Below are 26247 nucleotides of genomic sequence, written 5' to 3'. Positions count from 1 at the left end.
TTCCAATGCCGGCGATAGCCAATCGGTATGGCTTTGCGGTCACCGGCACTTCATGTCATTTTCATGAAATATGGCGAAATCGGTGAATATCAAGGGGTTTGTTAACCTGTCTGTAACATGTTGCCAATAGATTACGGGTGACGTGTAATCGAGTCATGGCAATGCAAGGCAAGCTCATCCTGGTAGTAGAAGACGAGGCCGCCATCCGCGAAATGATCCGTTTCGCGCTGAGCCGGGCCGAATTCCGCGTGGCGGAGGCCGGCAGTGCCCAGGAGGCACGCCTGCGCATCGCCGACGAACGCCCCGACCTGATCCTGATGGACTGGATGATGCCGGGTGTGACCGGCGTCGAGCTGACCCGGGAGCTCAAGGCCCAGCCCACCTCCAAGGACATCCCGGTGATCATGGTCACCGCCCGGGCCGAGGAAGAGGACAAGATCCGCGGCCTCAACGTGGGCTGCGACGACTACGTCTCCAAGCCCTTTTCCTTCCCCGAGCTGATCGCGCGCATCCAGGCGGTGCTGCGCCGTTCCACGCCGGGCGGCGAGGAGGAGCGCCTGGCGGTCAATGGCCTGGAGGTCGATGCCGCCAGCCAGCGCGTCACCGCCAAGGGCCAGCCGGTGCGCCTGGGGCCCACCGAGTACAGGCTGCTGCACTTCTTCGTCAGCCACCCGGAGCGCGTCTACACCCGCGAGCAGGTCCTGGACCGTGTCTGGGGGCAGAACGTCTACGTCGAGGAGCGCACGGTCGACGTGCATATCCGCCGGCTGCGCAAGGCACTGGAGCCCTTCGGCTTCGCCGACATGATCCAGACGGTGCGCGGTACCGGCTACCGCTTCTCCGAGAAGTTTTAAGTGTCTGTCCGGCCGGAGGCGCCGAAACCGGCCGCCAGGCCGACCGCCAACCCCACGCTGCGGCAGGCGCGCCTGGCCGAGACCTGGCGCCATGAGCTGCTGAAGCTGGGGGTCCTGGCGCTGGTCGGTGCCGCGCTGGGCTGGCTGTTCGACCACGCGTTGATCGCGGTGCTGTTCGTGCTCGCGGGCTTCCTGGCCTCGCATCTGCGGCACCTGGCGATCCTGCGCGGCTGGCTGATGTCGCCCAAGACCGTGGAGCTGCCGGACAGCGGCGGCATCTGGGGCGAAATCTACGACCTGCTGCTGGACCTGCAGCGCAAGAACCGCAAGAAGAAGCGCCGCCTGACCGCGATGCTGGCGGAGTTCCAGGCTTCCACCGCCGCACTGCCGGACGGTGCGGTGGTGCTGGGCAGCCGGGGCGAGATCGCCTGGTTCAACCAGGCGGCGCAGACGCTGCTGGGCCTGCGCTCGCCGCAGGACGTGGGCCTGCGCATCCCCAACCTGATCCGCCACCCGGCCTTCACCGACTACTTCGGCAGCGGCGAGTTCTCCGGCGAGGTGGAGGCCCCGTCGCCGGTCAACCGTGCCAAGACCCTGTCGCTGCGCATCATTCCCTACGGCAACAACCAGCGCCTGCTGATCGTGCGCGACGTCTCGGAACTGAGGCGCCTGGAGACGGCGCGGCGCGATTTCGTCGCCAATGCCTCGCACGAGCTGCGCACGCCGCTGACCGTGCTGCGCGGCTACCTGGAGATGATGGAGCCGGAGGCCCAGGGCAAGAATGGCCTGGCAGCCTGGCGCGGCCCCCTGCTGGAGATGCGCAACCAGGCGGTGCGCATGGAGGCCCTGGTCAACGACATGCTCAAGCTGGCGCGCCTGGAAGCCGACAGCTCCCACATGAAGGACGATCATCTCGACGTGCCGACCCTGCTGCAGCGCACCCTGGACGAGGTGCGGGCGCTGTCGCGGGGCAATCATCGCTTCGAGGCCCAGATCCAGGCCGATATCGGGCTGGTGGGCGGCGAGGCCGAGCTGCAGAGCATCCTCACCAACCTGCTGTCCAATGCCGTGCGCTATACGCCGGCCGGCGGCGTGATCCGCGTGCGCTGGGAGGCGGCACCCGAAGGCGCACGCTTTTCGGTGGCCGATACCGGCATCGGCATCAGCGAGAAGGACCTTCCGCGCCTGACCGAGCGCTTCTACCGCGTGGACGTGGGCCGTTCCCGGGCCAGCGGCGGCACCGGCCTGGGCCTGTCGATCGTCAAGCATGCCCTGGAGCGCTACGACGCCAGGCTGGAGATCGAGAGCGAGCTGGGCGTGGGAAGCAGCTTCATCTGCCATTTCCCGGTGCACCGGGTAGAGCGGCTGCCGGCCCGGCTGGAGCAGGGGGTCAGCGCCGCCTAGCGGCAGCGGGGCCGGGCGCATGACTTATCATGCGTCCCATGAACCACCTGTCCCGCATCGGCCTGGCCCTGTCCGCCGTCCTGCTGTCGTTCTCCGCGGCCGCGAACCTCGATCCGGCTCTGCCGCCCTACCAGCCCGCCAAGGGACTGTCCGGCAACTTCAGCAGCATCGGCTCCGACACGCTCAACAACCTGATGACGCTCTGGGCCGAGGAGTTCAAGCGCCACCATCCCAGCGTCAACATCCAGGTGCAGGGCGCCGGTTCGTCCACCGCCCCGCCGGCGCTCACCGAGGGCACCGCCAACTTCGGACCGATGTCGCGGGCCATGAAGAGCCAGGAGATCCAGGCCTTCGAGCAGAAGCACGGTTATCCCCCCACGGCGGTGGGCGTGGCGATCGACGCTCTGGCGCTGTTCGTCAACCAGGACAACCCCCTGCAGAGCCTGGACATGACCCAGGTCGATGCCATCTTCTCCCCCAACCTGCGCTGCGGGGCCCGCCACGCCGCCCTGCGCTGGGGAGACCTGGGGCTGGGGGGCGACTGGGGTGCCCGGACCGTGCAGCTCTATGGCCGCAACTCGGTGTCCGGCACCTATGGCTATTTCAAGGAGAAGGCGCTTTGCAAGGGCGACTTCAAGGATCGCGTCAACGAGCAGCCGGGCTCGGCCTCGGTGGTGCAGTCCGTCTCCACCAGCCCCACGGCCCTGGGCTACTCCGGCATCGGCTACCGCACCGCCGGGGTGCGCATGCTGAAGCTGGCGAAGAAGCCGGGCGGGCCGGCCTACGAGCCCGGCGCCGAGAACGCCCTGTCCGGGCGCTACCCGCTGTCCCGGACGCTCTATGTCTATGTCAACAAGCCGCCCAACCGCCCGCTGCCGGCCCTGGAGGCGGAGTTCATGCGCCTGGTGCTGTCACGAGAGGGACAACAGGTGGTGCTTAAGGACGGCTACGTGCCCCTGCCGGCCGCCCTGGCCGCCCGGGAACTGGCCAAACTGCGCTGAACTGGCCTTCAAACCCTCGCATCCGGCCTGTAATGGGGGTGTTGTAACAATACTGTCATCTTTCGTTCATAAGCCTTTCATCGGTGACGCCCACACTCGCGGCGTTTTTGAAGCATCCCTTCAACCGAGGAAAGAGATGAAACTGAAAGCCATTGCCGCCGCCCTGGGTCTTGCCGCGGGTCTTGCGACGACCGCCGCCTCCGCGGTGGATGCCGGCCTGCCGGACTACAAGTCCACGTCGGGCGTCACGGGCAACTTCTCCAGCGTGGGTTCCGACACGCTGAACAACCTGATGACCCTCTGGGCCGAGGACTTCAAGCGCCTCTACCCGAGCGTCAACATCCAGATCCAGGGTGCCGGCTCCTCCACGGCGCCGCCGGCGCTGACCGAGGGCACCGCCAACTTCGGCCCCATGTCGCGCACCATGAAGGACCAGGAAATCCAGGCCTTCGAGCAGAAGTACGGCTACAAGCCCACCGCCATCGGCGTGGCCATCGACGCGCTGGCCGTGTTCGTCAACAAGGACAACCCGATCAAGGGCCTGTCGATCTCGCAGGTCGACGGCATCTTCTCCGCCACCCGCAAGTGCGGCGGCAAGGACGTCAAGCGCTGGGGCGACCTCGGCCTGACCGGCGACTGGACCTCCAAGCCGGTGCAGCTCTATGGCCGCAACTCGGTGTCGGGCACCTACGGCTACTTCAAGGAGCACGCCCTGTGCAAGGGTGACTTCAAGAACAACGTCAACGAGCAGCCGGGTTCCGCCTCGGTGGTGCAGTCGGTGGCCACCGGCCTGAATGCCATCGGCTACTCGGGCATTGGCTACAAGACCTCCGGCGTGCGCGCGGTTCCGCTGTCGACCAAGGACGGCGGCGAGCTCGAGGAAGCCACCGAGGAGAACGCCGTCTCCGGCAAGTACCCGCTGGCCCGCGTGCTCTACGTGTACGTCAACAAGGCGCCGAACAAGCCGCTGTCTCCGCTGGAGCTGGAGTTCATCAAGATGGTCCTCTCCAAGAAGGGCCAGCAGGTCGTCGAGAAGGACGGCTACATCCCCCTGCCTGCGAAGCTGGCCGAGAAGGAACTGGCCAAGCTGAAGTAAGTGCCTGAACCCGGGGTCTGCGGGGCGCGACCCCGGGTTCCATTCAAGTTACCAAGCGACAAACTCAACGGGAGAATTACGTGAGCAACCTGAAGTATGCGGCCCTTGCCGCTTTCATTGGCGCTGTCGCCACGCCGGCGATGGCCGACAAGGCCGAGACCAAGGGTGGCCTGGTCGTCAAGACCGACGATGGCCGCTTCGAGATGAAGATCGGTGGCCGCATCCAGTTCGACGGCTACCTGGCCACGGATGACGATGACCTGGGCTCGCCCGGCCTCATCAGCACCACCGGTTTCCGCCGCGCCCGTCTGACGATGGAAGGCAAGGCCTACGGCTGGAGCTACAAGTTCGAAAACGACTTCACCGGCGCTGCTGCTGGCGGCGGCTTCCGCGAAATGTGGATCGGCACCAAGGTGTTCGACCAGAATCTGCGCATCGGCCAGGCCAAGCCCTACCGTGGCATGGAAGAGCTGACCAGCTCCAACGAAATCGACTTCATGGAGCGTCCGTTCGCCACCGCTTCCGGCGTGTTCACCGGCAACCAGTTCGCCCAGGGCCTGTTCCTGGACGGCGGCGGTGCCAACTGGACCTACGGCATCTCGGCCTACAGCCTGCGCAACGAAGACGCGGCGGCCACCGAAGGCGTCGGCGGCGCTGCCCGCGTGACCTTCGCTCCGATCCTGAGCGACGAGACCGTGCTGCACCTGGGCCTCAGCGCCAGCAGCGACCACCCGAGCGACAACGGCACCGGTGCCGTGACCCGTACCGCCAGCGGCCGCCAGTTCGGTCGCATCGCGGGCGCTACGGCCATCGCCACCACCCCGGAAGAGCGTACGGCGTTCGGCCTGGAACTCGCCGGCAAGGCCGGCCCGATCTACGGTCAGGCCGAGTACGTGATGGCCGACTACAAGAACGAGGCCACCGAGGACGAGGACGTCGACACCTGGTACGTGCAGGCCAGCTACATGCTGACCGGCGAGTCCAAGCCCTACGACGCCAAGAAGGCCGTCTTCAAGTCGCCGAAGCCGAACGGCGCGATGGGCGCCTGGGAACTCAAGGCCCGCTATGACGTGATGGAAGGCTCCGAAGGCACCGGTCCGGCTGCGGAAGAGATTTCCTACTGGATCGTCGGCGCCAACTGGTTCGTCAACCCGAACGTCCGCTTCATGTTCGAGTACCTCCAGGGCAACGTCTCGCCGTTCGCCGGCGCCGATGTCGAGGCCAGCGTGTTCCAGGTCCGTACCCAGTTCGGCTTCTAAGCCGGGCAGGGGTTCGCTTCAAGGTCCCGGCGCGGGGTTCCCCGCGCCGGGCACTTTCCCAGAGGGCTGCTAGAATCCGGCAGCTTTCTGGAAAAGTGACGATCTCACCGTTTTTCGACCGCGGGCCCGCCGGGCCGGCCGGTCACCACCAGGCCTCGCCGATCACATGAGCGAAACCCGCGTCTCTCCGGTTGCAGCGACCCTCGAGCACTCCATCGTCGGCGGCAAGGCGGCGGGCATGCAGGGCCGGTACCTCAAGGACAACCTGGCCAAGTGGGTGGTCTGGATCGGCGGCCTCGGCGTCATCGTGGCGCTGATGCTGATCTTCATCTACCTGCTGTCCGAGGTGGCCCCCCTGTTCCGCGGTGCCGAACTCAAGCAGCGCCAGGAATTCGCGCTGCCGGGCGGCCAGGGCAAGACCCTGTATTTCGCGGCGGAAGAGCAGGGCGAGGTCGGCATGCGCCTGATGGACTCCGGCGCGGTGGCCTTCTTCGATCTCTACGATGGCAAGGAGCGCGGCCAGGTGCAGCTGCCGGTAGGCGGCCAGGGCATCGTCTCGGCGCGCGAGCTGTCGGCCGAGGCCGGTTCGATCGGTGCCCAGCTGGCCGACGGCTCCGTGCTGGTGTTCCGCCACAAGTACCTGGTCAGCTACCCCAACGACAAGCGCGTCATCACGCCGGACGTCGAGTATCCCTTCGGCGAGACGCCGCTGGCCTTCATGAGCGAAGGCGGCCATAGCCTGGCGCTGCGCGAGGAACGCGGCACCCTGCTGATGGCGGCGGCCGATGCGGCCGGCTCCGTGCATCTGCGGGCCTACGAGAAGCAGGAGTCGCTGATGGGCGACGTCAGCTTCGACGTCGGCTCCGAGAGCGTCTTCGCTCCCGCGGTCGCGCCCGACCTGCTGCTGATCGAGCCGCTGCTGAGCTGGATGTACGTGATCGACCGCGAGGCCGGCAAGATCGCCTTCTACAAGCTCGACGGCGCCAATGCGCCGAAGCTGGTGCACATCTACGAGGCCGGTGCCGCCATCGAGGATGCGCGCTACCTGGCCGGCGGCATCTCCATCGTCGTGGCCCAGGCCAATGGCGTCGTGTCGCAGTGGTTCCCGGCCCGTGACAAGGACGGCAACACCTACCTGGCCCGGGTGCGCGAGTTCGACCTGCCGGGCAGCAAGCCGGTGACCGCCATCGGTCCCGAGATGCGCCGCCGCGGCTTCGCCGTGGGCGACAGCGAGGGCCATGTCGCCCTGTTCTATGCCACCGCCGAGCGCATGATCGAGGAGCGCAAGGTCCTCGACGGGCCGGTGCAATTCCTCAGCTTCAACCCGCGCGCCCAGTACCTGGCCGTGCTCGGCGCCGACGGCAAGCTGGCCGGCTTCGACGTGCACAACGAGCACCCCGAGGTTTCGCTCAAGGCGCTGTGGGGCAAGATCTGGTACGAGAGCTACGACGAGCCCAAGTGGCTGTGGCAGTCGTCCTCGGCCTCGTCCGACTTCGAGCCCAAGTTCAGCATGACGCCGCTGTCGATCGGCACGGTCAAGGGCGCGTTCTACGCCATGATCTTCGCCATCCCGCTGGCGGTGCTGGGAGCGATCTTCACCGCCAACTTCATGTCGCCCGAGATGCGCCAGGTGGTGAAGCCCTCGGTCGAGGTGCTGGCGGCACTGCCTTCGGTGATCCTGGGCTTCCTCGCCGGCCTGTGGCTGGCACCCTTCGTGGAAACCAACCTGCCGGGCGTTTTCCTGACGCTGCTGCTGCTGCCGCTGTCGATCCCGCTGTTCGGCTACGTCTGGACGCGCATGCCGCGCTCCATCCGCCTGCGCACGCCGGCGGGCTGGGAAGCCGCGATGCTGATCCCGGTGATCGCCTTCGTGGTGTGGTTCTGCTTCGCCATCGCCAAGCCCCTGGAGGCCGTGGCCTTCGGCGGCAACATGCAGGGCTGGATGGACCATACCCTGGGCATCGGCTACGACCAGCGCAACGCGCTGGTGGTGGGCATCGCCATGGGCATCGCCGTGATCCCGGTGATCTTCTCCATCGCCGAGGACGCCATCTTCTCGGTGCCCAAGCAGCTGTCGCTGGGCTCGCTGGCCCTGGGTGCCACGCCGTGGCAGACCCTGGTGGGGGTGGTGCTGCCCACTGCCTCGCCGGGCATCTTCTCGGCCATCATGATCGGCCTGGGCCGCGCCGTGGGCGAGACCATGATCGTGCTGATGGCCACCGGCAATACCCCGGTCACCGACTTCAGCCTGTTCCAGGGCATGCGTACCTTCGCGGCCAACATCGCCGTGGAAATGCCGGAGTCCGAGGTCGGCAGCACGCACTTCCGGCTGCTGTTCTTCGCAGGCCTGGTGCTGTTCCTGTTCACCTTCGTGCTGAACACGCTGGCAGAAGTCGTGCGTCAGCGCCTGCGCAAGCGTTACAGCAACCTCTGATCTGAGCTGACAGAACATGGAAAAGCCAGCCGAACTGCAGGCCGCCAACTACGACCTGGTCGCACGGGACACCAAGAGCGTCGGCGCCTACGTCAAGTCGGGCGCCCCCTACGTGTGGGTCACGGCCGCGGCGATCTCGGTCGCCTTCATCATCACCGTGGCGCTGCTGCTGCTGACCGCTGCGCGCGGCCTGCCGCACTTCTGGCCGGCCGACCTGGTGCAGGCCACCTACAAGGAGCCGGGCAAGGAGCAGCAACACCTGCTGGCCGAGATCCGCAGCTCCGAGGAAGTGACCACGGCGCGCCTGCTCAATGCCGGCCTGCCGGTGGACGAGAAGCAGCCGCTCTACGACCGCCTGCTGCTGAAGATCGCCAACCGCGACCTGGGCGGCGTGGACTTCCGCTACGTGCTGTCCGACTGGCTGGTGGAGCGCTCGCAGCCGAAGGACGCCACCGTGCTGGAGCGCATGGAATGGGGCAACTTCCACGGCTTCGTGGTGGCCCTCAAGGAGGGCGACAAGGTCGTCGCCAGCGGCGAGGAAGCCTGGAAGGGCTACCAGGAGCGCCAGGATCGCGTGAACGACCTGCGCGGGAAGGTCCGCGACATCGAGAAGGGCAAGATCGGCGCGGTCAACTATGACCTGGAGCGCCTGCGCCTGCAGCAGCGCCGCCTGGAACTGGACGGAAAGACGCCGGAGCGCAACGCCGCCGATTTCGCCGCCATCGAGGCCAAGCGCAAGTCCGAGAACGAGAAGTACGAGGTCCTGCGCACGGAACTGGACCAGCTCAACGCCGAGATGGGCCGTGACGCGCTGGTGATGAAGACCGTGGACGGGCAGGAGGTGACGCTGCCGCTGTCCAAGCTGATCCAGGGCTACCGTCCCAACGACATGGGCCTGTTCCCGAAGATCGGCTTCTTCCTCGGCGCCATCTGGCATTTCGTCTCGGAGGAGCCGCGCGAGGCCAACACCGAGGGCGGCATCTTCCCGGCCATCTTCGGCACCGTGATGATGGTGATGATCATGTCGGTGATCGTCACGCCCTTCGGCATCCTGGCCGCCCTGTACCTGCGCGAGTACGCCAAGCAGGGGCCGCTGACCCAGGCGATCCGCATCGCCGTGAACAACCTGGCGGGCGTGCCGTCCATCGTGTTCGGCATGTTCGGCCTGGGCTTCTTCGTCTACTTCGTCGGCGCCAACATCGACAAGGCGCTGTACCAGGAAGGCCTGCCTTCGCCGACCTTCGGCACCCCGGGCATCCTCTGGGCCTCGCTGACCCTGGCGCTGCTGACCCTGCCGGTGGTGATCGTGGCCACGGAGGAAGGCCTGGCCCGCATCCCGCGCTCCATTCGCGAGGCCTCCCTGGCGCTGGGCGCCACCAAGGCCGAAACCCTGTGGAAGGTGGTGCTGCCGATGGCCTCGCCGGCGATGATGACCGGCCTGATCCTGGCCATCGCCCGCGCGGCGGGCGAGGTGGCCCCCCTGATGCTGGTGGGCGTGGTCAAGCTGGCTCCCAGCCTGCCGCTGGACGGCAACGTGCCCTTTGTGCATTTCGAGCGCAAGTTCATGCACCTGGGCTTCCACATCTACGACGTGGGCTTCCAGTCCCCCAACGTCGAGGCGGCGCGGCCGCTGGTCTACGCCACGGCCTTCCTGCTGGTCCTGGTGATCCTGCTGCTGAACCTTTCGGCCATCCGCATCCGCAACAAGTTGCGCGAACGCTACAAGGCGCTGGAACATTGAGCCCAGGCCCCTGACGCGCGAAACCCCAATGGAAAACAAAGCCATGACCGGTGTTCAAGAAAAGACCTCGCTGACCCACGGCCTCGACATGGACGCCATCGCCCGCGAGCACGCGCCGATGCGCCTCGAGGACGAGACGATTGCGCTCGAGGTGGACAACCTCAACCTCTACTACGGCGAGAAGCGGGCGCTCCACGGCGTCAGCATGAAGATCCCGAAGAAGAAGGTGACCGCCTTCATCGGGCCGTCGGGCTGCGGCAAGTCGACGCTGCTGCGCTGCTTCAACCGCATGAACGACCTGATCGACGGCTGCCGCATCGAAGGCCAGATCCGCCTCGACGGCAAGAACATCTTCGACCGCGACGTGGACATCGCCATGCTGCGCCGCCGCGTCGGCATGGTGTTCCAGAAGCCGAACCCGTTCCCCAAGAGCATCTACGAGAACGTGGCCTACGGCCTGCGCCTGGCCGGCATCAACAAGAAGCGCACGCTGGACGAGACCGTGGAATGGGCGCTCAAGGGCGCCGCACTGTGGGAGGAGGTGAAGAACCGCCTCGACGATTCCGCCCTGGGCCTCTCCGGCGGCCAGCAGCAGCGCCTGGTGATCGCACGCGCCATCGCCATCCAGCCGGACGTGATCCTGCTCGACGAGCCTTGCTCGGCGCTGGACCCGATCTCCACCCTGAAGGTGGAGGAACTGATCACCGAGCTGAAGAACAACTACACGATCGTGATCGTGACGCACAACATGCAGCAGGCCGCCCGCGTGTCGGACTACACGGCCTTCATGTACGTGGGCGACCTGATCGAGTACGGCAACACCGACCAGCTCTTCACCAAGCCGGCGAAGAAGCAGACCGAGGACTACATCACGGGGCGGTATGGCTGAGGACGCGCTTTGCGAAGTCCGGTGGACTTCGCCGCGCGGTCGAAGGCCCGGCCATGGAGGGCCGGGCGGGGGACAGATCTCCCTGAGAGGTCTCGCCATGGACGGCAACAACAGACACATCGCTTTAATCTTTGAAGCGCAGAGGGTAATAACATGAACACCCCCGGTTACAAGACCCACATCTCGAGCCAGTTCAATGCCGAGCTGGAAGACGTCCGCCAGCGCGTCCTCGCCATGGGCGGCCTGGTCGAGCAGCAGATCATCGACGCGACCCGCGCGCTGATGGATGCCGACCATGCCCTGGGCCAGGAAGTGATGCGCGCCGATGCCAAGGTCAACCAGCTCGAGGTCTACATCGACGAGGAGTGCTCGCGCATCCTCGCCCGGCGCCAGCCCACGGCCAGCGACCTGCGCCTGGTCTACGCGGTGATCAAGACCATCACCGACCTGGAGCGCATCGGCGACGAGTCCAACAAGATCGCCCGCATGGCCTCGGACCTGTCGCACCAGGAGCGCTTCTCCGACGGCATGGTCGAGGTGCAGCACCTGTCGCGCCATGTCTCGCAGATGGTGCACGACGCCCTGGATGCCTTTGCCCGCATGGATGCCGAGACGGCCTTGGCCGTGGCCCGCGAGGACCAGCAGATCGATCGCGAGTACGAGGCCCTGCTGCGCCAGTGCATCACCTTCATGATGGAGGACCCCCGCACCATCCGCCGCGTGATGGACATCATCTGGAGCGTGCGCGCGCTGGAACGCATCGGCGACCACGCCAAGAACATCGCCGAGTATGTGATCTACTTCGTCAAGGGCAAGGACGTGCGCCACCTGCCGCTCGAGGACGTGGAGCGCCAGGTCAAGGAAAGCAGCTGATCCGCCGCGGCTTGGCCGCGGGAAGGAAGAGGGCGCCGGAATCCGGCGCCCTTTTTGTTGGGCTCAGCCGCGGCGGCGCCGCACGGCCTCCGACAGCGTCTCCAGCACGCCGGCCGAGTCGTCCCAGCCGATGCAGGCGTCGGTGATGCTCTTGCCGTATTCCAGCCCGGCCACCGGGTCCTTGCCCGGCGTGAATTTCTGGGCGCCGGCCTGCAGGTGGCTTTCCACCATCACCGCGAAGATGCGCCGCGAACCGCCGGCCAGCTGGCCGGCGATGTCGCGCGCCACGTCGATCTGCCGCTGGTGCTGCTTGGCGCTGTTGGCGTGGCTGCAGTCCACCATCAGCGTGCCCGGCAGGCCGGAGGCCTCCAGGGACTTGCAGGCGGCTTCCACGCTGGCGGCGTCGTAGTTGGGCGCGCTGCCGCCGCGCAGGATCAGGTGGCAGTCGCGGTTGCCCTGGGTGCGCACGATGGCGACATGGCCGTTCTTGTGCACCGACAGGAAATGGTGGCCGCGCGAGGCCGCCTGGATCGCGTCGGTGGCGATGCGGATGTTGCCGTCGGTGCCGTTCTTGAAGCCGATGGGGGCCGAAAGGCCGGAGGCCAGTTCGCGGTGCACCTGGCTTTCCGTGGTGCGCGCGCCGATGGCACCCCAGGAGATCAGGTCGCCGATGTACTGCGGCGAGATCACGTCCAGGAATTCGCTGCCGGCGGGCAGGCCCAGGCGGTTGATGTCGATCAGCAGCTGGCGCGCGATGCGCAGCCCCTCGTCGATGCGGCAGCTCTCGTCGAGGTAGGGGTCGTTGATCAGGCCCTTCCAGCCGACCGTGGTGCGCGGTTTCTCGAAGTACACGCGCATCACGATCTCCAGGGTGCCGGCGTACTTCTCGCGCTCGGCACGCAGGCGCCGCGCGTACTCCAGCGCCGAGGCGGGATCGTGGATGGAGCAGGGCCCCATGACCACCAGCAGGCGGTCGTCGCGGCCGGCCATGATGTCCTGGATGCGGCTGCGGGTGTCCTTGACCAGCGTCTCCACCGCGGTGCCGCGGATGGGAAAGAACCGGATCAGGTGTTCGGGCGGGGGCAACACGTTGATGTCCTTGATGCGTTCGTCGTCGGTGCCGCTGGTCTTTTCCACGCTGGGCTGCCAGTCGCTGGGATCGGTGGGGTTCATGTGGGGCTCTCTGTCGGGGTCGGGGCCATAAAACAAAAAACCGCCGGGGCTTTCGCGCCGGCGGTTGTCTGGGAAGCGTTGTCGGTTCTGTTACGCGCGCGCCCTTCGTCCGCCGGAAGCCGGAGACCAGAAGTAGCCAAAGTAATAGGCGCGCGAGATCGACATGGCCCCGACTATAGCACGCTCGCCGCCGGTCCTAGAAATAGTGGTGGCCGATGCCCCAGGCCACCGCCGAGATGAAGGCGGAAGCGGGGATGGTCAGCACCCAGGCCCAGACGATGCTGCCGGCCACGCCCCAGCGCACGGCCGAGACCTTGCGCGAGGAGCCGACGCCGACGATGGCGCCGGTGATCGTGTGGGTCGTGGACACCGGGATGCCCAGGGCCGTGGCGAAGAACAGCGTCATGGCGCCGCCGGTTTCGGCGCAGAAGCCGCCCACCGGCTTGAGCTTGGTGATCTTCTGGCCCATGGTCTTGACGATGCGCCAGCCGCCGAACATGGTCCCCAGGGCGATGGTGATGTAGCAGGAGAACACCACCCAGGTCGGGACCGGATCGGCCGCGCTGGTCATGCCGGCGGCGATCAGCAGCATCCAGATGATGCCGGCGGTCTTCTGCGCGTCGTTGCCGCCGTGGCCCAGGCTGTAGAGCGCGGCCGAGAACAGCTGCAGGCGCCGGAAGCGCCGGTCCACCCGCCGCGGGTTGCTGCGGAAGCACAGCCAGGATACCGCCAGCATCAGCAGCGAGCCCAGCAGGAAGCCCAGCAGCGGCGCCACCACGATGAAGGCCACGATCTTGAACAGGCCGGCCTTGATCAGCGCGCCGGTCCCCACCTTGGCCACGCCGGCGCCGACCAGGCCGCCGACCAGGGCGTGCGAGGACGAGGAGGGCAGGCCGTACCACCAGGTGATCAGGTTCCAGGCGATGGCGCCGGTGAGGGCGCCGAAGATGACGTAGTGGTCGATGATCGAGGGATCGATCGTGCCCTTGCCGATGGTGGCGGCGACCTTCAGCGGGAAGATGAAGTAGGCGATGAAGTTGAAGCTGGCGGCCCACAGCACGGCCCACTGCGGCTTGAGCACGCCGGTGGAGACGACCGTGGCGATGGAGTTGGCCGCGTCATGGAAGCCGTTCATGAAGTCGAACAGCAGGGCCATGATGACCAGCAGGATGACGATTTCGAGGGTCATCGTAGAGCCTGTCCGTGAGTAAAACACGCACGCGACGGCGTGCCGTTTTCGTGTCCCGCTAACCCTATCGACCCGCGTGTACTTGACGTACATAAGGGGCGATAGGGGCCGCGGGGCGCGAAAACGGCCCCGTCCCTCCGGGTTGCGCCGGAAATCGCGCCATGCGGCGCCGGCCGCCGCTTATTGGGTCCACCCAACCGCGCGTCGCCCGGCTGGGCCTGGCGCGATTTCTGGCAGCAACGCGTGTGTGTTTTACTCACGGATAGGCTCTTGCCCTCAGTTGTTTTCCAGCACGATGCCTTCGATGATGTTGGCGACGTCCTGGCAGCGGTCCGTCACCGATTCCAGCAACTGGTAGATTTCCTTCATCTTGAACAGTTGGCGGGTGTCGGCTTCCTCGCGGAACAGCTTGGCCATGGCCGAGCGCATGACGTGGTCGGCATCGCTTTCCAGGCGGTCGATGACCTTGCACTGGTCCAGCATGGTCTGGGCGTTCTTCATGTCCGGCAGCAGCTTGACCGTCTCGCGCACACGCTCGGTGCTTTCCAGGCAGATCGCGGCGAGATGGCCGGCCTCCTCGGTGACATGGTCGATGTCGTACAGGAACATGCACTGGGAGACGTCTTCCATCAGGTCGAGGATGTCGTCCATCCGCGTGATCAGCTGGTGGATCTCGTCGCGGTCCAGCGGGGTGATGAAGGTCTGGTGCAGCAGGTGCATGGTTTCATGCGTGATCTTGTCCGCCGCGTGCTCGATGGTCTCGATGTTGCGCTTGCGGATGCTCAGCTCGCCGACGTTGGCCATCAGCGCCTTGAGTTCCGTGGCGCCGAGGACCAACTGTTCGGCATGTTCGACGAAGAACTCGAAGAAGCGCCCTTCTTTGGGCATCAGGCGTCCGAACATTTGCTGCTCCTGTGTTTCCAGAATAAGGGGCCGGCCTTCCCAGCCCCCGCGAAGGGCGCGAAGGATAGGGGAGGCGGCCTCCCATTGTCACATTTTTGTCATCTTGGCGGCTCGATTCAGCCTTCGTTCAGGCCCCTTGGCCGACTTCTTGCCTTTTAATATCAAGTTCTTGGCCTGATCAGGGCGGATCAGTACACTGCGCCGCCTATGGCCCCCCGCAAGCTCAAAGCCTTCATCCTGTCCTCGCTGCTGCTGATCCTGAGCGTCGGCCTGGTCGCCTTTTCCGCCTACCTGCTGACCCTGGACAAGCGCGTCCGGGACCTGTTCGCCGGCTCCCGCTGGCAGCTGCCGGCGCAGGTCTATGCCGCGCCGGCCGAGCTCTACCCCGGCCTGAACCTGGAAAGGGAGCCGCTGCGCCACGAACTGGCCCGCCTGGGCTACCGCGAGGCCTCGGAGCTGCAGGGGCCGGGCACCTATGCCGCCGGCAAGGCCGGCCTGCAGGTGCAGACCCGCGCCTTCGACTTCTGGGATGGCCCGCAGCCGAGCCTGCAGCTGGGCATCCAGTGGGGCGAGGACGGCAACGTCTCCCAGGTCTACGACCTGGAGGCCGGCGCGCCGCGCGACATCGTGCGCCTGGACCCGATGCTGATCGGCAGCATCTACCCCAAGCAGGGCGAGGATCGCGTGCTGGTCAAGCTGTCGGAAGTGCCGGAGCTGATGTCCAAGGGCCTGCTGGCGGTCGAGGACCAGGGTTTCCGCCATCACTTCGGCGTCAGCCCCAAGGGCATCCTGCGCGCCAGCATCGCCAACATGCGTGCCGGGCGGGTGGTGCAGGGCGGCAGCACGCTGACCCAGCAGCTGGTCAAGAACTTCTTCTTCGGCAGCGAGCAGACCTGGCAGCGCAAGATCAACGAGGCCTTCATGGCCGTGCTGCTGGAGGTCCACTACAGCAAGGACGAGATCCTCGAGGGCTACCTCAACGAGGTGCACCTGGGCCAGGACGGCAACCGCGCCGTGCACGGCTTCGGCCTGGGCGCGCACTTCTATTTCAACAAGCCGCTGGGCGAGCTGCAGCCGCACGAGGTGGCGCTGCTGGTGGGGCTGGTCAAGGGGCCGTCCTACTACAACCCCCGGCGCAACCCGAAGCGCGCGCTGGAACGCCGCAACCTGGTGCTCGATGTGTTCCGCGAAGAGGGCCTGATCACCGAGCCGGAATACGAGGCGGCGGTGAAGCTGCCGCTGGGCCTGGCCGGCGGCCGCAGCGGCGTCGAGCGCTACCCCGCCTTCGTCGAGCTGGTGAAGCGCCAGCTCGAGCTGCAGTACCGCAAGGAGGACCTCGTCAGCGAGGGCCTGCGCATCTTCACCACGCTGGAGCCCCGTGCGCAGGAATCGCTGGAGCGGCGCATCTCCGCGGCGATGCCCCAGCTGGAGAAGAACCGCAAGATGAAGGCGGACACGCTGGAGGCGGCCGGCGTGGTCACCAGCGTCGACGGCGGCGAGGTGCTGGCCCTGGTGGGCGGCCGCGACACCCGCTATGCGGGCTTCAACCGCGCCCTGGATTCGCGCCGTTCCATCGGCTCGCTGGCCAAGCCCTTCGTCTACCTGACGGCGCTGATGCACCCGGACCGCTTCAACGTCTACAGCATCCTGCCCGACGAGCCGATCACGCTGGAACGCGCCGGCTCCAAGCCCTGGTCGCCGATGAACTACGACCGCCAGCTGCACGGCCCGCAGCCGCTGGTCAACGCGCTGGCGCAGTCCTACAACCTGCCGACGGTCTACCTGGGCCTGCAGTTCGGCGCCAAGGCGATGCGCGACACCCTGGTCGCGGCCGGCTACAGCGGCGACGCCGCGCCGGTACCCTCGATGTTCCTCGGCGCGGTGGAGATCTCGCCGCTGGAAGTCGCGCAGATGTACGGCACGCTGGCCGCCAGCGGCTACCAGGCCTCCCTGTCCTCGATCCGCCAGGTGCAGACCCTGGACCGCAAGCCGCTGTCGCAGTCGCAGATCAAGCTGAAGCAGACGCTGCCGGAGGGGCCGGTCTACCTGCTGAACTGGTCCTTGCAGGCCGTGCTGACGCAGGGCACCGCGCGCTCGGCCTACAGCGTGCTGCCGGGCGACCGCGCCTTTGCCGGCAAGACCGGCACCACCGACGACTATCGCGACAGCTGGTTCGCCGGCTTCGGCGCCGACCGCGTCGCCGTGATCTGGGTGGGGCGCGACGACAACAAGCCCACCGGCCTGTCCGGCGCCAACGGTGCGCTGCCGATCTGGACGCAGGTCATGAAGGACCTCAATGCCCGCGGCCTGGACCCGGTGCCGCCGCCGGACGTCGAGGAGCAGCTGGTGGACCCGGCCAGCGGCCTGAAGGCCGACGAGGGCTGCCCGGGTGCGCGCAGCGTGCCCTACATCCGGGGATACGCCCCCGAGCAGTTCGCGCCCTGCGCCAACGCCGCGCAATCGGCGCCGATGCAGTGGCTGCGCGATATTTTTGAGTAGACCGGCGCGCTAGAATGAGGCGGATCGCCCCCGCCGAGAGTCCCATGCCGCTGCGCGTCCTGCTGTTGAGCCTCACCGCCCTGGTGCTGAGCGCCTGCGCCACGCCGCCGGCCAAGCGCGAGCGGTCCTGGCCCTATCCGGAGCAGCCCGGCAGCAAGCCGGCCCCGACCGTGCCGCAGCGCCCCAGCCTGCCCTCCGAGCCGGTGCCGGGCATGCCTTCGCCGCTGCCGCCGCAGGTGCCGGAAATGGTGCCGCAGGAGCCCATCGTGGTGACGCCGCCGCCGCCCAGCGCGCCGCGCTCGGCGGAAGCCGTCAGCGGCCAGGCCGTGACCGCCCTGGTGCGCCAGGCGCGCAGCCAGCGCGCCGCCGGCCAGCCGCAGCAGGCGCAGGCCTCGCTGGAACGTGCACTGCGCATCGAGCCGCGCAACTACTTCGTCTGGTCCGCCATGGCCCAGGCCTACCTGGACCAGAAGAACTACGACCAGGCCGAGAGCGTCGCCAACAAGTCCAACAGCCTCGCGCGCGGCAACGTCTACGCCGAGCTGGAGAACTGGAAGACCATCCGCGCTGCGCGTGCCGCGCGCGGCGATACCGTCGGCGCCCAACTGGCCCAGGACCGCGTGGCGGCCCTGCAGGCCGCGGTCTCGGGCGCGGCGCCATAGGCTCCGCGAACGCGATGGACGATTCCTCCGCCGCGCTGCTGGGCGCGGACGGACCGCTGGCGGCCAGCCTCCCGCAGTTCACGCCGCGCCTGCCGCAGCAGGAGATGGCGGAGGCGGTGGAGCAGGCCCTGCGGCACGACCACACGCTGATCGTCGAGGCCGGCACCGGCACCGGCAAGACCTATGCCTATCTCGTGCCGGCGCTGATGTCCGGCCGCCGCGTGGCCATCTCCACCGGCACCAAGACCCTGCAGGACCAGCTCTACCACCGCGACCTGCCGCGCGTGCGCGATGCCCTGGGCATCCCCGTGCGCGTGGCCCTGCTGAAGGGGCGCGGCAACTACCTCTGCCTCTACCGCATGAAGCGCGCCCGCCTGGTGCCGGCGCTGAAGTTCCTCTACCTGCGCCTGCGCGAGGTGGAGGACTGGGCGCGCCGCACCCAGACCGGCGAGATCTCCGAGCTGGGCAGCCTGGAGGGCGAGGAAGTGCTGGTGCGCCAGATCACCTCGACCGCCGACAACTGCCTGGGCAGCCGCTGCCCGGACTTCGACCAGTGCCATGTGGCGCGGGCGCGGCGCAACGCGCAGGCGGCCGACGTGGTGGTGATCAACCACCACCTGCTGTTCGCCGACTTCGTGCTGAAGGAGGAGGGCTTCGGCCAGATCCTGGCCGGCACCGACGCCGTGGTGGTGGACGAGGCGCACCAGCTGCCGGAACTGGCGGCGCAGTTCTTCGGCCAGCGCCTGTCGACACGGCAGCTGCAGGAACTGGCCAAGGACAGCCAGACCGAGGCCGACAACCTCGGCGACATGCCGCAGCTGCGCGAAGCCGCGGAGGCGCTGACGGCGGCCACGGCCCGCTTCGAGAATGCCTTCGCCGGTCCTCAGGGGCGGGTGACGCTGCAGGAGTTCCTGTCGCGGCCGATGACGCGCGAGCTTTGCGCCGAGGCCGGCGATGCCCTGCAGGCGCTGTTCGAGGCGGTGAAGCCCTTCGAGGAGCGCAATGCCGAGCTGGCCGGCTGCGTGCAGCGTGCCGACGACCTGCTGCGCCGCTACGGCCACATCATTTCCGGTGTCGATCCGGAGCAGGTGCGCTGGGCCGAGCCGGCGCTGCGCGGCGGCAGCCTGCACGCCACCCCGATCCTGGTGGCCGAGGGTTTCCGCCGCATGCTGGAGACCTATCCCGGCGCCTGGGTGCTGACCTCCGCCACGCTGGCCACCAGCGACGGTTTCGGCCATTTCACCCGGGAACTCGGGCTGGAGCAGGCGCACACGCTGCAGCTGGAAAGCCCTTTCGACTTCGAGAGCCAGGCGCGCCTGTACCTGCCGCGCGACCTGCCGGAGCCCAACCATCCCGAGTATCCCGAGGCGGTGGTCCACGCGGTGCTGCCGGTGATCGATGCCAGCCGTGGCGGCGTCTTCGTGCTCTGCACCAGCCACCGCGCGCTCAAGCGCATCGCCGCCGGCCTGCGCGCGCGGCTGCAGTTGCCGATCTTCGTCCAGGGCGAGGACAGCCGCTCGGCCCTGCTGGAGGCCTTCACGCAGGACGGCAATGCCGTGCTGGTGGGTACCAGCAGCTTCTGGGAGGGCGTGGACGTCAAGGGCCAGGCCCTGCGCGTGGTGGTCATCGACAAGCTGCCGTTCACCGCGCCGGGCGACCCGGTCTACGAGGCCAAGCTCGACGCCATCCGCCGCGGCGGCGGCAAGCCCTTCTTCGACCTGCAGCTGCCCGAGGCCATCGTCATGCTGCGCCAGGGTGCCGGGCGCCTGATCCGCGACGCGGAAGACCGGGGCCTGCTGATGCTCTGCGACCCGCGCCTGCGCAGCAAGGGCTACGGCCGGCAGGTGCTGGACAGCTTGCCGCGCATGCCGGTGCTGACCGACCTGGGCGAGGTGCGGGACTGGATGGACGCCATTTCGTAGAGCGGTCATCGGCCGCGAACCCGGCGCATCCCGACAACCATCGCTCGCGGCCGACGGCCGCTCCTACAATATCGCCATGAAGATCCTTGCCCTCGATACCGCCACCGAAGCCTGCTCCGTCGCCCTGTCCGTGGACGGGCGCATCCAGGAGCGCTTCGAGACTGCCGGCCGCAGCCACACCGAGCGCCTGATGCCGATGGTGCAGGAGCTGGTGGCGGGTGCGGGGCTGGCGTTCTCCCAGCTCGACGGCATCGCCTGCGGCGTCGGCCCCGGCAGCTTCGCCGGCGTGCGCATCGGCGTTGGCTACACCAAGGGTCTGGCGCTGGCGCTGGACCGGCCCGTGGTCGGCGTGTCCTCGCTGCCGGCGATGGCGCTGCGCGCGATCCGCGGCGGAGCATCGCGGGTGCTGGCGGCGATCGATGCGCGGATGAACGAGGTCTACTGGGGCGCCTATCGCGCCACGGCGGACGGGCTGCCGCAGCCGCTGCTCGAAGAACGGGTCTGCACCCCCGTGGAAGTGCCCCGGACCGCGGGGGGGGAATGGACGGCGGTTGGCACCGGCTGGGGCAGCTACGGCGACGCGCTGCGGGCCGCGGCGGCGGTGGAGCCGCGGCAAGTGGTGGCGGACGCGCTGCCGCATGCCGAGGACATCCTGCGGCTGGCACTGCCGCAATTCCAGGGGGGGCAGGCGATCTCCGGCGACGCGCTGCTGCCGCTGTACCTGCGCAACAAGGTGGCGCTGACCCTGCTGGAGCAGGCGGCGCTGCGCGCCAGCCGGTAGCCGCAGGGCGCCGATTCAGGCAGAATTCGCCTCCCTCGCGCCGGACCCCGGCGCGAAACTGTCAATGGTGGCCCGTGCCGGCCCTCCGCGACGGCAAGCCGTGAACCCCGCCAGGCCCGGAAGGGAGCAACGGCAGCGGTGTCGCTGGGTGCCGGAGTCAGCTGGTACGGGCCGCCGCCTTATTGAGCTTCCGCCAGGCCGCGGCGTCTTGCCGGACCTGCGGCCGGGGCGGCTCAAGTCCTTCTGGATGTAGTGAACTCCCAGACTGGCCTGACCCGTCCCAATCCGCGACAATCGCGGCTCACCCATTCTTCCCGCCACCCATGAGCTATCTCGCGCTGGCCCGCAAGTACCGTCCGCGGAAATTCGAGGACGTGATGGGGCAGGGGCACGTCGTCAAGGCGCTGTCGCATGCGCTGGACGGCGACAAGCTGCATCCGGCGATCCTGCTGACCGGCACGCGCGGCGTCGGCAAGACCACGCTGGCGCGCATCATCGCCAAGTGCCTGAACTGCGAGACCGGCGTCAGCGCCAATCCCTGCGGCGTCTGCTCGGCCTGCAAGGAAGTGGACGAAGGCCGCTGCGTGGACCTGCTGGAGATCGACGCGGCCTCCAATACCGGCGTCGACGACGTGCGCCAGGTGATCGAGAACGCGCAGTACGCGCCGGCCCGCGGCCGCTACAAGGTCTACCTGATCGACGAAGTCCACATGCTGTCCAAGAGCGCCTTCAACGCGCTGTTGAAGACGCTGGAGGAGCCGCCGCCGCACGTGAAGTTCATCCTGGCGACCACCGACCCGCAGAAGCTGCTGGTGACGGTGCTGTCGCGCTGCCTGCAGTTCAACCTCAAGCGCCTGCCGGTGTCGGTGATCCGCGACCAGCTGGCCAAGGTGCTGGACGACGAGGCGGTGGCCTACGAGATCGGCGCGCTGACCGAGATCGCGCGTTCCGCCGACGGCTCGATGCGCGACGGCCTGTCGCTGGTGGACCAGGCCATCGCCTTCTCCGGCGGACAGGGCCTGAAGCGCGAGGGCGTGGAGGAGATGCTCGGCACCACCGGGCGGCAGACCCTGTTCGAGATCCTGGCCGCGCTGGCCGGCGGCGATGCCGATGCCCTGCTGGCCTGCATCCAGCGCCTGGAAGAGCAGGCGCCGGACTACGGTGCCCTGCTCAACGACCTGGCCGGGCACCTGCAGCGCATCGCGGTGCTGCAGCTGCTGCCCAATGCCCGCGCCGAGGACGACGACGCGGCGCTGGTGGAGCTGAAGGACCGCCTGGGCCGCGAGGACGTGCAGCTCTACTACCAGATCGCGGTGCTGGGCCGCCGCGACATGCCCTGGGCACCGGATCCGCGCATGGGCTTCGAGATGACCCTGCTGCGCATGCTGGCCTTCCGCCCGGGCCCGGCCCCGGCGCAGAACGCCGGCAGCACGCCCCAGGCGCGGACGGCGCCGGCGGGCGCGCGCCCCGCCTCCGCGGCGCCCGCCGCCGCCCCGGCGGCCGCCATGGCCAGGGCCGCCGCCCCCGCGGTGCGGCCGGTGCCGCCGCCGATCCTGCTGCGTCCCGATGCCGCCTGGGACGAGCGTGTCGAGGCCCTGGGCCTGGACGGCTTCACCAAGCCTCTGGCGCGCAACTGCGCCTGGGTCGGCCGCGACGGCAGCCGCGTGAGCCTGACGCTGGACTCGCGCCTGAAGCACCTGCTGCAGGAGAGCCGCCGCATGGCCATCGAGCAGGCGCTGTCGGCGCAGCTCGGCGAGGCCATCCAGTTGCATATCGAGATCGCCACCGCGCCGGTGGCGGATACACCGGTGGAGCTGGACAAGCAGCGCGCCACCGACCGGCAGCGTGCCGCCGAGGCGGCGATCGACGCCGACCCGGTGGTGCGTGCGTTCAGGGACATGTTCGGCGCCCAGGTGCGCCCAGGCTCCGTACAGCCGCTGGATTCATAAGAGATTTAGGAGAGACCCCATGAAAGGCAACATCGGCCAGATGATGCGCCAGGCGCAGCAGATGCAGGAGAACCTCAAGCGCGCCCAGGACGAGATCGCGAAGATGGAGGTGACCGGCGAGTCCGGCGCCGGCATGGTCAAGATCACGCTGACCGGCAAGTATCAGGCGCGCAAGGTAGAGATCAATCCGGCCGCGCTGCAGGAGGACAAGGAATTCCTGGAAGACCTGATCGCCGCCGCGGTCAACGACGCATCGCAGAAGGTGGAGGAGGCCAGCCGCCAGAGGATGGCGAAGGTCACCGCCGGCATGCAGCTGCCGCCGGGGATGAACCTGGGCTTCTGAACCCCTACCTGCCGACGATCGAGCGCCAGGCCTCGAGCTTGTCGGCCGCCGGCCGGCTCGCATGCGCCGGGCTGGTGGACGGCAGGCGCTGGTACTCGATGTGGGCGTCGGCACCGGCCAGCAGCGGCTGCACGTAGCGCTGGTAGCTGCTCTGGGCCTTGCTGCCGTTGAAGAACACCCGCCAGATGCGCGGGTGGCGGCGGTAGAACAGCGAGAAGTCGTTGGCCACGATGGATTCCTCGACGATGTCGGCGTCCAGGCTTCCCGGGCGCTCGCAGCGCGCCAGCACGTCCCACAGCGCAATGCCGTTCTCGCGCAGCACGGCCATGCGCCGTTCATAGGGCAGGTCGGCGCCGGCGCCGACCAGTTCGCCCATCAGCCACCAGAACTGGTTGCGCGGGTGGGCGTAGTACTGCTCGGCCCGCAGCGAGGCGGCGCCCGGCATCGACCCCAGGATCAGGACCGTGGACCGTTCGTCGGACATCGGCTTGAAGCTCTGCACGCTGGTCATGGCGATCATCGGATAGGCGCGCGGCGCGGCCGGGTTCTCGAGGTTCTGGAGCAGCATTTCTCGGGTGCCCCCATCGGGACGGTTTCGACGGTTTGCTTATAGCAGCCGCCCCTGGCCGTGCTCCGCCCCGGGGGGACGAGAGCCCGGGTCCAGCCGCTCCAGCGGTCACGCACCGGCCGGGATGCCCCCATCCTGCCCCGGAGCCGCCGGGGCAGGAAATGGGAAATTTGACGGGTGTCAGGACAGGCCGCGAGCCGCGCGGCCGCCTTCAGTCCCCGGGATGCGCGATGGGGCCTTCCCTGAACAGGCGCTCCCGGAGCTCGGCGGCGAACTTCGGATCGCGGCGCCGCAGCCATTCCAGCACCATGGCGGCGTGCTCCTTCTCCTCGTCGCGGTTGTGGACCAGGATCTTCTTCAGCTCGACATCCTGGCAGGCATCGATGCGCTGGTTGTACCAGTCCACCGCCTCCAGTTCCTCCATCAGGGAAACGATGGCACGGTGATAGTCACGGGTGGCCGCGGTCAGTTCGCCGACCGGCTCGTGGTAACCCTCGTTCGACATGGCTCAAGCCCTCCTTGGCTTGCGCACAGGGGGCCCGGCCCGCGGCCAGGGCTCATCCTGCTCGCTTGAGACAGGCAAAGGGCAGGGAAATTCGCCGGGGCTGGCGGGGATGGAGCGGAGGCTCGCCCAGGGTGGAACGCCGCCCGTTCGCCCAGGGCCCGCCCGGCCATCCGCGGCAGCCCCGATTCAGCCCTGGCTGCGCTTGGCCAGCGGCTCGTCCAGGTCCTTGCTGCGCAGGCGCTTCTGGATCGTGCGCAGGATGCCCGGGCCGTCCAGCCCGATCTGCGCCATCAGTTCCTCGCGGGTCCCATGCTCGATGAAGTGGTCGGGCAGGCCGAGGTTCAGCACCGGCACCAGCTGGTGGTGCTGGGCCAGCAGCTCGTTGACCGCGCTGCCGGCGCCGCCGACGCGGCTGTTGTCCTCCAGCGTCACCAGCAGGTCGTTCTCCTGGGCCAGCTGCAGGACCAGTTCGGCATCCAGGGGCTTGACGAAGCGCATGTCGGCGACCACCGCATCGAGGATGTCGGCGGCTTCCAGGGCCGGCTGCACCATCGCGCCGAAGGCCAGGATGGCCACGCGCGGGCGGCGGCGGCCGATGGCCTCGCGCAGGATGCGGCCCTTGCCCAGGGTCAGCGGGCGCGGGTCCTCGTCCATCTCCACGCCCAGGCCGTTGCCGCGCGGGTAGCGGACGGCCGAGGGCTGGCTCAGCGACAGGCCGGTGGCGAGCATGCGGCGGCACTCGTTCTCGTCCGAGGGTGCCATCACCACCATGTTGGGGATGCAGCGCAGGAAGGACAGGTCGAAGGCCCCGTGATGCGTGGCGCCGTCGGCGCCGACCAGGCCGCCGCGGTCGATGGCGAACACCACCGGCAGGTTCTGGATCGCCACGTCGTGGATCAGCTGGTCGTAGCCGCGCTGCAGGAAGGTGGAGTAGATCGCGCAGACCGGCTTCAGGCCTTCGCAGGCCAGGCCGGCGGCCAGCGTCACGGCGTGCTGCTCGGCGATGCCGGCGTCGAAATAGCGCTCCGGGAAGCGCTTGGAGAACTCCACCAGGCCGGAGCCCTCGCGCATCGCCGGCGTGATGCCGACCACCTTGGGGTCGCGATCGGCGGCCTGGCACAGCCAGTCGCCGAACACCTGGGTGTAGGCCGGCTTGCCGCCGGGCTTCTTGGCCGGGAAGGCGCCGGTCACGGGGTCGAACTGGGTGACGCCGTGGTACTTGATGGGGTCGGCCTCGGCCGGGTCGAAGCCCTTGCCCTTGACCGTGAGCACGTGCAGCAGCTGCGGTCCCTTGGCGTCCTTGAGGCGCTCGAAGGCGGCCAGCAGGGCGTCGAGGTCATGGCCGTCCACCGGCCCGTGGTAGCTGAAGCCCAGGGTCTCGAACAGCGCGCCCGGGTTCTCCAGGTGGGCCTCGTTGTGCTCCTCGTCGTCCTGCAGCGCGCGGTTGCCGTGCGGGGCGCCGAGGCCGAGCTTCTTCACCAGGCGGGCCGAGTGGTTGCGCAGTGCGCCGACGTTCTCGGAGATCGACATGTCGTTGTCGTTGTAGACCACGAGCATGTCCAGGCCGATGTGGCCGGCGTGGTTCATCGCCTCGAAGGCCATGCCGCCGGTCATGCCGCCGTCGCCGATGATGGCCACCGCACGGCGCTTCTCGCCCTTGATGCGCGCCGCGGCGGCCATGCCGGCGGCGGCGGAGATCGAGGTGGAGGAATGGCCCACCCCGAAGGTGTCGTACTCGCTTTCGCCGCGGTGGCAGAACGGCATCAGGCCATTGAGCCGGCGGATGGTCTCCAGGCGGGCGCGGCGGCCGGTGAGCATCTTGTGGGGGTAGGCCTGGTGGCCCACGTCCCAGACCAGGCGGTCGCGCGGCGTGTCGAAGGCGTAGTGCAGCGCCAGGCTCAACTCCACCGTACCCAGGTTGGCGGCGAAATGCCCGCCGATCCGCCCAAGGGTTTCAATGAGATAGCGCCGCATCTCGACGGCCAGGTGCGGCAGTTCGGAGAGCGGCAGGCGACGCAGCTCGGCCGGCGTGTTGACGCGGCCCAGCAAGGTGTACCCGGGAATTTCGACCATGTCGGAATTATGAACCCTGTGTGCGCCGCATTGGTGCAAATGCGGTGCAATTATGCGTTCTATGTTGCATTGCAGCAAATATGCCGATTTCAGGCTAGCGCCTGTGCCGGGTCCTGTGATTGGCCGGAC

The 26247-nt window shown here is 68.0% G+C and carries 21 protein-coding genes and 1 other RNA gene; 16 read left to right on the top strand and 6 right to left on the bottom strand.

Going from position 1 to position 26247, the window contains the following annotated elements; translation table 11 throughout:
* Positions 1 to 161: 161 nt before the first annotated feature.
* The 9 genes from phoB to phoU all read left to right on the top strand — a co-directional run bounded on the left by phoB (position 162) and on the right by phoU (position 11551).
* The gene (gene phoB, locus C3942_RS16405) at positions 162 to 854 is read left to right on the top strand and encodes a phosphate regulon transcriptional regulator PhoB (protein WP_207766118.1); all 693 of its coding nucleotides are present in this window, start codon (positions 162 to 164) and stop codon (positions 852 to 854) included.
* A complete protein-coding gene (phoR, locus tag C3942_RS16400) occupies positions 855 to 2258 on the top strand; it encodes a phosphate regulon sensor histidine kinase PhoR (protein ID WP_243393638.1) in 1404 nt (467 codons plus the stop codon).
* 38 nt (positions 2259 to 2296) lie between these two features.
* Positions 2297 to 3259 (top strand): PstS family phosphate ABC transporter substrate-binding protein, encoded by a 963-nt coding sequence (locus tag C3942_RS16395; RefSeq protein WP_104231438.1) that lies wholly within the window; start codon positions 2297 to 2299, stop codon positions 3257 to 3259.
* A 136-nt stretch (positions 3260 to 3395) separates the two neighbouring features.
* Complete coding sequence (locus tag C3942_RS16390; RefSeq protein WP_104231437.1) at positions 3396 to 4355, top strand: PstS family phosphate ABC transporter substrate-binding protein; 960 nt, start codon at positions 3396 to 3398, stop codon at positions 4353 to 4355.
* An 80-nt stretch (positions 4356 to 4435) separates the two neighbouring features.
* The gene (locus C3942_RS16385; protein WP_104231436.1) at positions 4436 to 5614 is read left to right on the top strand and encodes an OprO/OprP family phosphate-selective porin; all 1179 of its coding nucleotides are present in this window, start codon (positions 4436 to 4438) and stop codon (positions 5612 to 5614) included.
* A gap of 166 nt (positions 5615 to 5780) precedes the next feature.
* On the top strand, positions 5781 to 8048 hold the full coding sequence (locus tag C3942_RS16380; protein ID WP_104231435.1) for an ABC transporter permease subunit: 2268 nt from the start codon (positions 5781 to 5783) through the stop codon (positions 8046 to 8048).
* A gap of 16 nt (positions 8049 to 8064) precedes the next feature.
* On the top strand, positions 8065 to 9789 hold the full coding sequence (pstA, locus tag C3942_RS16375; protein ID WP_104231434.1) for a phosphate ABC transporter permease PstA: 1725 nt from the start codon (positions 8065 to 8067) through the stop codon (positions 9787 to 9789).
* 88 nt (positions 9790 to 9877) lie between these two features.
* On the top strand, positions 9878 to 10678 hold the full coding sequence (pstB, locus tag C3942_RS16370) for a phosphate ABC transporter ATP-binding protein PstB (protein ID WP_207766122.1): 801 nt from the start codon (positions 9878 to 9880) through the stop codon (positions 10676 to 10678).
* 153 nt (positions 10679 to 10831) lie between these two features.
* Positions 10832 to 11551: a phosphate signaling complex protein PhoU gene (gene phoU / locus C3942_RS16365; RefSeq protein WP_104231433.1), complete on the top strand. Its 720-nt coding sequence runs from the start codon at positions 10832 to 10834 to the stop codon at positions 11549 to 11551.
* Between the two features lie 63 nt (positions 11552 to 11614).
* Here the strand turns inward: phoU and C3942_RS16360 are convergent, their stop codons facing one another.
* The 3 genes from C3942_RS16360 to C3942_RS16350 all read right to left on the bottom strand — a co-directional run bounded on the left by C3942_RS16360 (position 11615) and on the right by C3942_RS16350 (position 14816).
* Positions 11615 to 12724 (bottom strand): 3-deoxy-7-phosphoheptulonate synthase, encoded by a 1110-nt coding sequence (locus C3942_RS16360; protein ID WP_104231432.1) that lies wholly within the window; start codon positions 12722 to 12724, stop codon positions 11615 to 11617.
* 196 nt (positions 12725 to 12920) lie between these two features.
* Positions 12921 to 13913 (bottom strand): inorganic phosphate transporter, encoded by a 993-nt coding sequence (locus C3942_RS16355; RefSeq protein ID WP_104231431.1) that lies wholly within the window; start codon positions 13911 to 13913, stop codon positions 12921 to 12923.
* Between the two features lie 276 nt (positions 13914 to 14189).
* The gene (locus C3942_RS16350) at positions 14190 to 14816 is read right to left on the bottom strand and encodes a DUF47 domain-containing protein (RefSeq protein WP_104231430.1); all 627 of its coding nucleotides are present in this window, start codon (positions 14814 to 14816) and stop codon (positions 14190 to 14192) included.
* Positions 14817 to 15023: 207 nt separating this feature from the next.
* Here C3942_RS16350 and mrcB point away from each other — a divergent pair, with 207 nt between their 5' ends.
* The 7 genes from mrcB to C3942_RS16315 all read left to right on the top strand — a co-directional run bounded on the left by mrcB (position 15024) and on the right by C3942_RS16315 (position 22972).
* Complete coding sequence (gene mrcB / locus C3942_RS16345) at positions 15024 to 17315, top strand: penicillin-binding protein 1B (RefSeq protein WP_104231429.1); 2292 nt, start codon at positions 15024 to 15026, stop codon at positions 17313 to 17315.
* A gap of 44 nt (positions 17316 to 17359) precedes the next feature.
* Entirely contained in the window at positions 17360 to 17977 is a 618-nt protein-coding gene (locus C3942_RS16340) for a tetratricopeptide repeat protein (RefSeq protein WP_104231428.1), read from the top strand.
* A 14-nt stretch (positions 17978 to 17991) separates the two neighbouring features.
* The gene (gene yoaA / locus C3942_RS16335) at positions 17992 to 19899 is read left to right on the top strand and encodes a DNA repair helicase YoaA (RefSeq protein WP_104231427.1); all 1908 of its coding nucleotides are present in this window, start codon (positions 17992 to 17994) and stop codon (positions 19897 to 19899) included.
* A gap of 76 nt (positions 19900 to 19975) precedes the next feature.
* Positions 19976 to 20680 carry a tRNA (adenosine(37)-N6)-threonylcarbamoyltransferase complex dimerization subunit type 1 TsaB gene (tsaB, locus tag C3942_RS16330; RefSeq protein ID WP_104231426.1) on the top strand — a complete coding sequence of 235 codons (705 nt, stop codon included), beginning with the start codon at positions 19976 to 19978 and terminating at the stop codon, positions 20678 to 20680.
* A 74-nt stretch (positions 20681 to 20754) separates the two neighbouring features.
* Positions 20755 to 20851, top strand: an RNA gene (gene ffs, locus C3942_RS16325) — signal recognition particle sRNA small type.
* Positions 20852 to 21003: 152 nt separating this feature from the next.
* Positions 21004 to 22629, top strand: coding sequence for a DNA polymerase III subunit gamma/tau (dnaX, locus tag C3942_RS16320; protein ID WP_104231425.1), 1626 nt, complete (start codon positions 21004 to 21006; stop codon positions 22627 to 22629).
* A 19-nt stretch (positions 22630 to 22648) separates the two neighbouring features.
* A complete protein-coding gene (locus tag C3942_RS16315) occupies positions 22649 to 22972 on the top strand; it encodes a YbaB/EbfC family nucleoid-associated protein (RefSeq protein ID WP_104231424.1) in 324 nt (107 codons plus the stop codon).
* A gap of 4 nt (positions 22973 to 22976) precedes the next feature.
* Here the strand turns inward: C3942_RS16315 and C3942_RS16310 are convergent, their stop codons facing one another.
* From C3942_RS16310 to dxs, 3 genes are all read right to left on the bottom strand, one after another.
* Positions 22977 to 23540 carry a DNA-deoxyinosine glycosylase gene (locus C3942_RS16310; RefSeq protein WP_243393637.1) on the bottom strand — a complete coding sequence of 188 codons (564 nt, stop codon included), beginning with the start codon at positions 23538 to 23540 and terminating at the stop codon, positions 22977 to 22979.
* A 211-nt stretch (positions 23541 to 23751) separates the two neighbouring features.
* Positions 23752 to 24045 carry an encapsulin-associated ferritin-like protein gene (locus C3942_RS16305; RefSeq protein WP_104231423.1) on the bottom strand — a complete coding sequence of 98 codons (294 nt, stop codon included), beginning with the start codon at positions 24043 to 24045 and terminating at the stop codon, positions 23752 to 23754.
* Between the two features lie 186 nt (positions 24046 to 24231).
* A complete protein-coding gene (gene dxs, locus C3942_RS16300) occupies positions 24232 to 26118 on the bottom strand; it encodes a 1-deoxy-D-xylulose-5-phosphate synthase (RefSeq protein ID WP_104231422.1) in 1887 nt (628 codons plus the stop codon).
* Positions 26119 to 26247 lie beyond the last annotated feature (129 nt).

The organism is Solimonas fluminis, from assembly GCF_002930645.1.
GTDB classification, from domain to species: domain Bacteria; phylum Pseudomonadota; class Gammaproteobacteria; order Nevskiales; family Nevskiaceae; genus Solimonas_A; species Solimonas_A fluminis.
The sequence above is the reverse complement of the archived record's forward strand: the minus strand, read 5'-3'. Positions and strand labels throughout refer to the sequence as shown.

Excerpts from the sequence above, each read along its gene's own strand:
- phoB (WP_207766118.1), top strand. The coding sequence starts at position 162 with ATGCAAGGCAAGCTCATCCTGGTAGTAGAAGACGAGGCCGCCATCCGC.
- C3942_RS16395 (WP_104231438.1), top strand. The coding sequence starts at position 2,297 with ATGAACCACCTGTCCCGCATCGGCCTGGCCCTGTCCGCCGTCCTGCTG.
- C3942_RS16390 (WP_104231437.1), top strand. The coding sequence starts at position 3,396 with ATGAAACTGAAAGCCATTGCCGCCGCCCTGGGTCTTGCCGCGGGTCTT.
- C3942_RS16380 (WP_104231435.1), top strand. The coding sequence starts at position 5,781 with ATGAGCGAAACCCGCGTCTCTCCGGTTGCAGCGACCCTCGAGCACTCC.
- pstA (WP_104231434.1), top strand. The coding sequence starts at position 8,065 with ATGGAAAAGCCAGCCGAACTGCAGGCCGCCAACTACGACCTGGTCGCA.
- pstB (WP_207766122.1), top strand. The coding sequence starts at position 9,878 with ATGGACGCCATCGCCCGCGAGCACGCGCCGATGCGCCTCGAGGACGAG.
- phoU (WP_104231433.1), top strand. The coding sequence starts at position 10,832 with ATGAACACCCCCGGTTACAAGACCCACATCTCGAGCCAGTTCAATGCC.
- C3942_RS16360 (WP_104231432.1), bottom strand. The coding sequence starts at position 12,724 with ATGAACCCCACCGATCCCAGCGACTGGCAGCCCAGCGTGGAAAAGACC.
- C3942_RS16355 (WP_104231431.1), bottom strand. The coding sequence starts at position 13,913 with ATGACCCTCGAAATCGTCATCCTGCTGGTCATCATGGCCCTGCTGTTC.
- C3942_RS16350 (WP_104231430.1), bottom strand. The coding sequence starts at position 14,816 with ATGTTCGGACGCCTGATGCCCAAAGAAGGGCGCTTCTTCGAGTTCTTC.
- mrcB (WP_104231429.1), top strand. The coding sequence starts at position 15,024 with ATGGCCCCCCGCAAGCTCAAAGCCTTCATCCTGTCCTCGCTGCTGCTG.
- C3942_RS16340 (WP_104231428.1), top strand. The coding sequence starts at position 17,360 with ATGCCGCTGCGCGTCCTGCTGTTGAGCCTCACCGCCCTGGTGCTGAGC.
- yoaA (WP_104231427.1), top strand. The coding sequence starts at position 17,992 with ATGGACGATTCCTCCGCCGCGCTGCTGGGCGCGGACGGACCGCTGGCG.
- tsaB (WP_104231426.1), top strand. The coding sequence starts at position 19,976 with ATGAAGATCCTTGCCCTCGATACCGCCACCGAAGCCTGCTCCGTCGCC.
- dnaX (WP_104231425.1), top strand. The coding sequence starts at position 21,004 with ATGAGCTATCTCGCGCTGGCCCGCAAGTACCGTCCGCGGAAATTCGAG.
- C3942_RS16315 (WP_104231424.1), top strand. The coding sequence starts at position 22,649 with ATGAAAGGCAACATCGGCCAGATGATGCGCCAGGCGCAGCAGATGCAG.
- C3942_RS16310 (WP_243393637.1), bottom strand. The coding sequence starts at position 23,540 with ATGCTGCTCCAGAACCTCGAGAACCCGGCCGCGCCGCGCGCCTATCCG.
- C3942_RS16305 (WP_104231423.1), bottom strand. The coding sequence starts at position 24,045 with ATGTCGAACGAGGGTTACCACGAGCCGGTCGGCGAACTGACCGCGGCC.
- dxs (WP_104231422.1), bottom strand. The coding sequence starts at position 26,118 with ATGGTCGAAATTCCCGGGTACACCTTGCTGGGCCGCGTCAACACGCCG.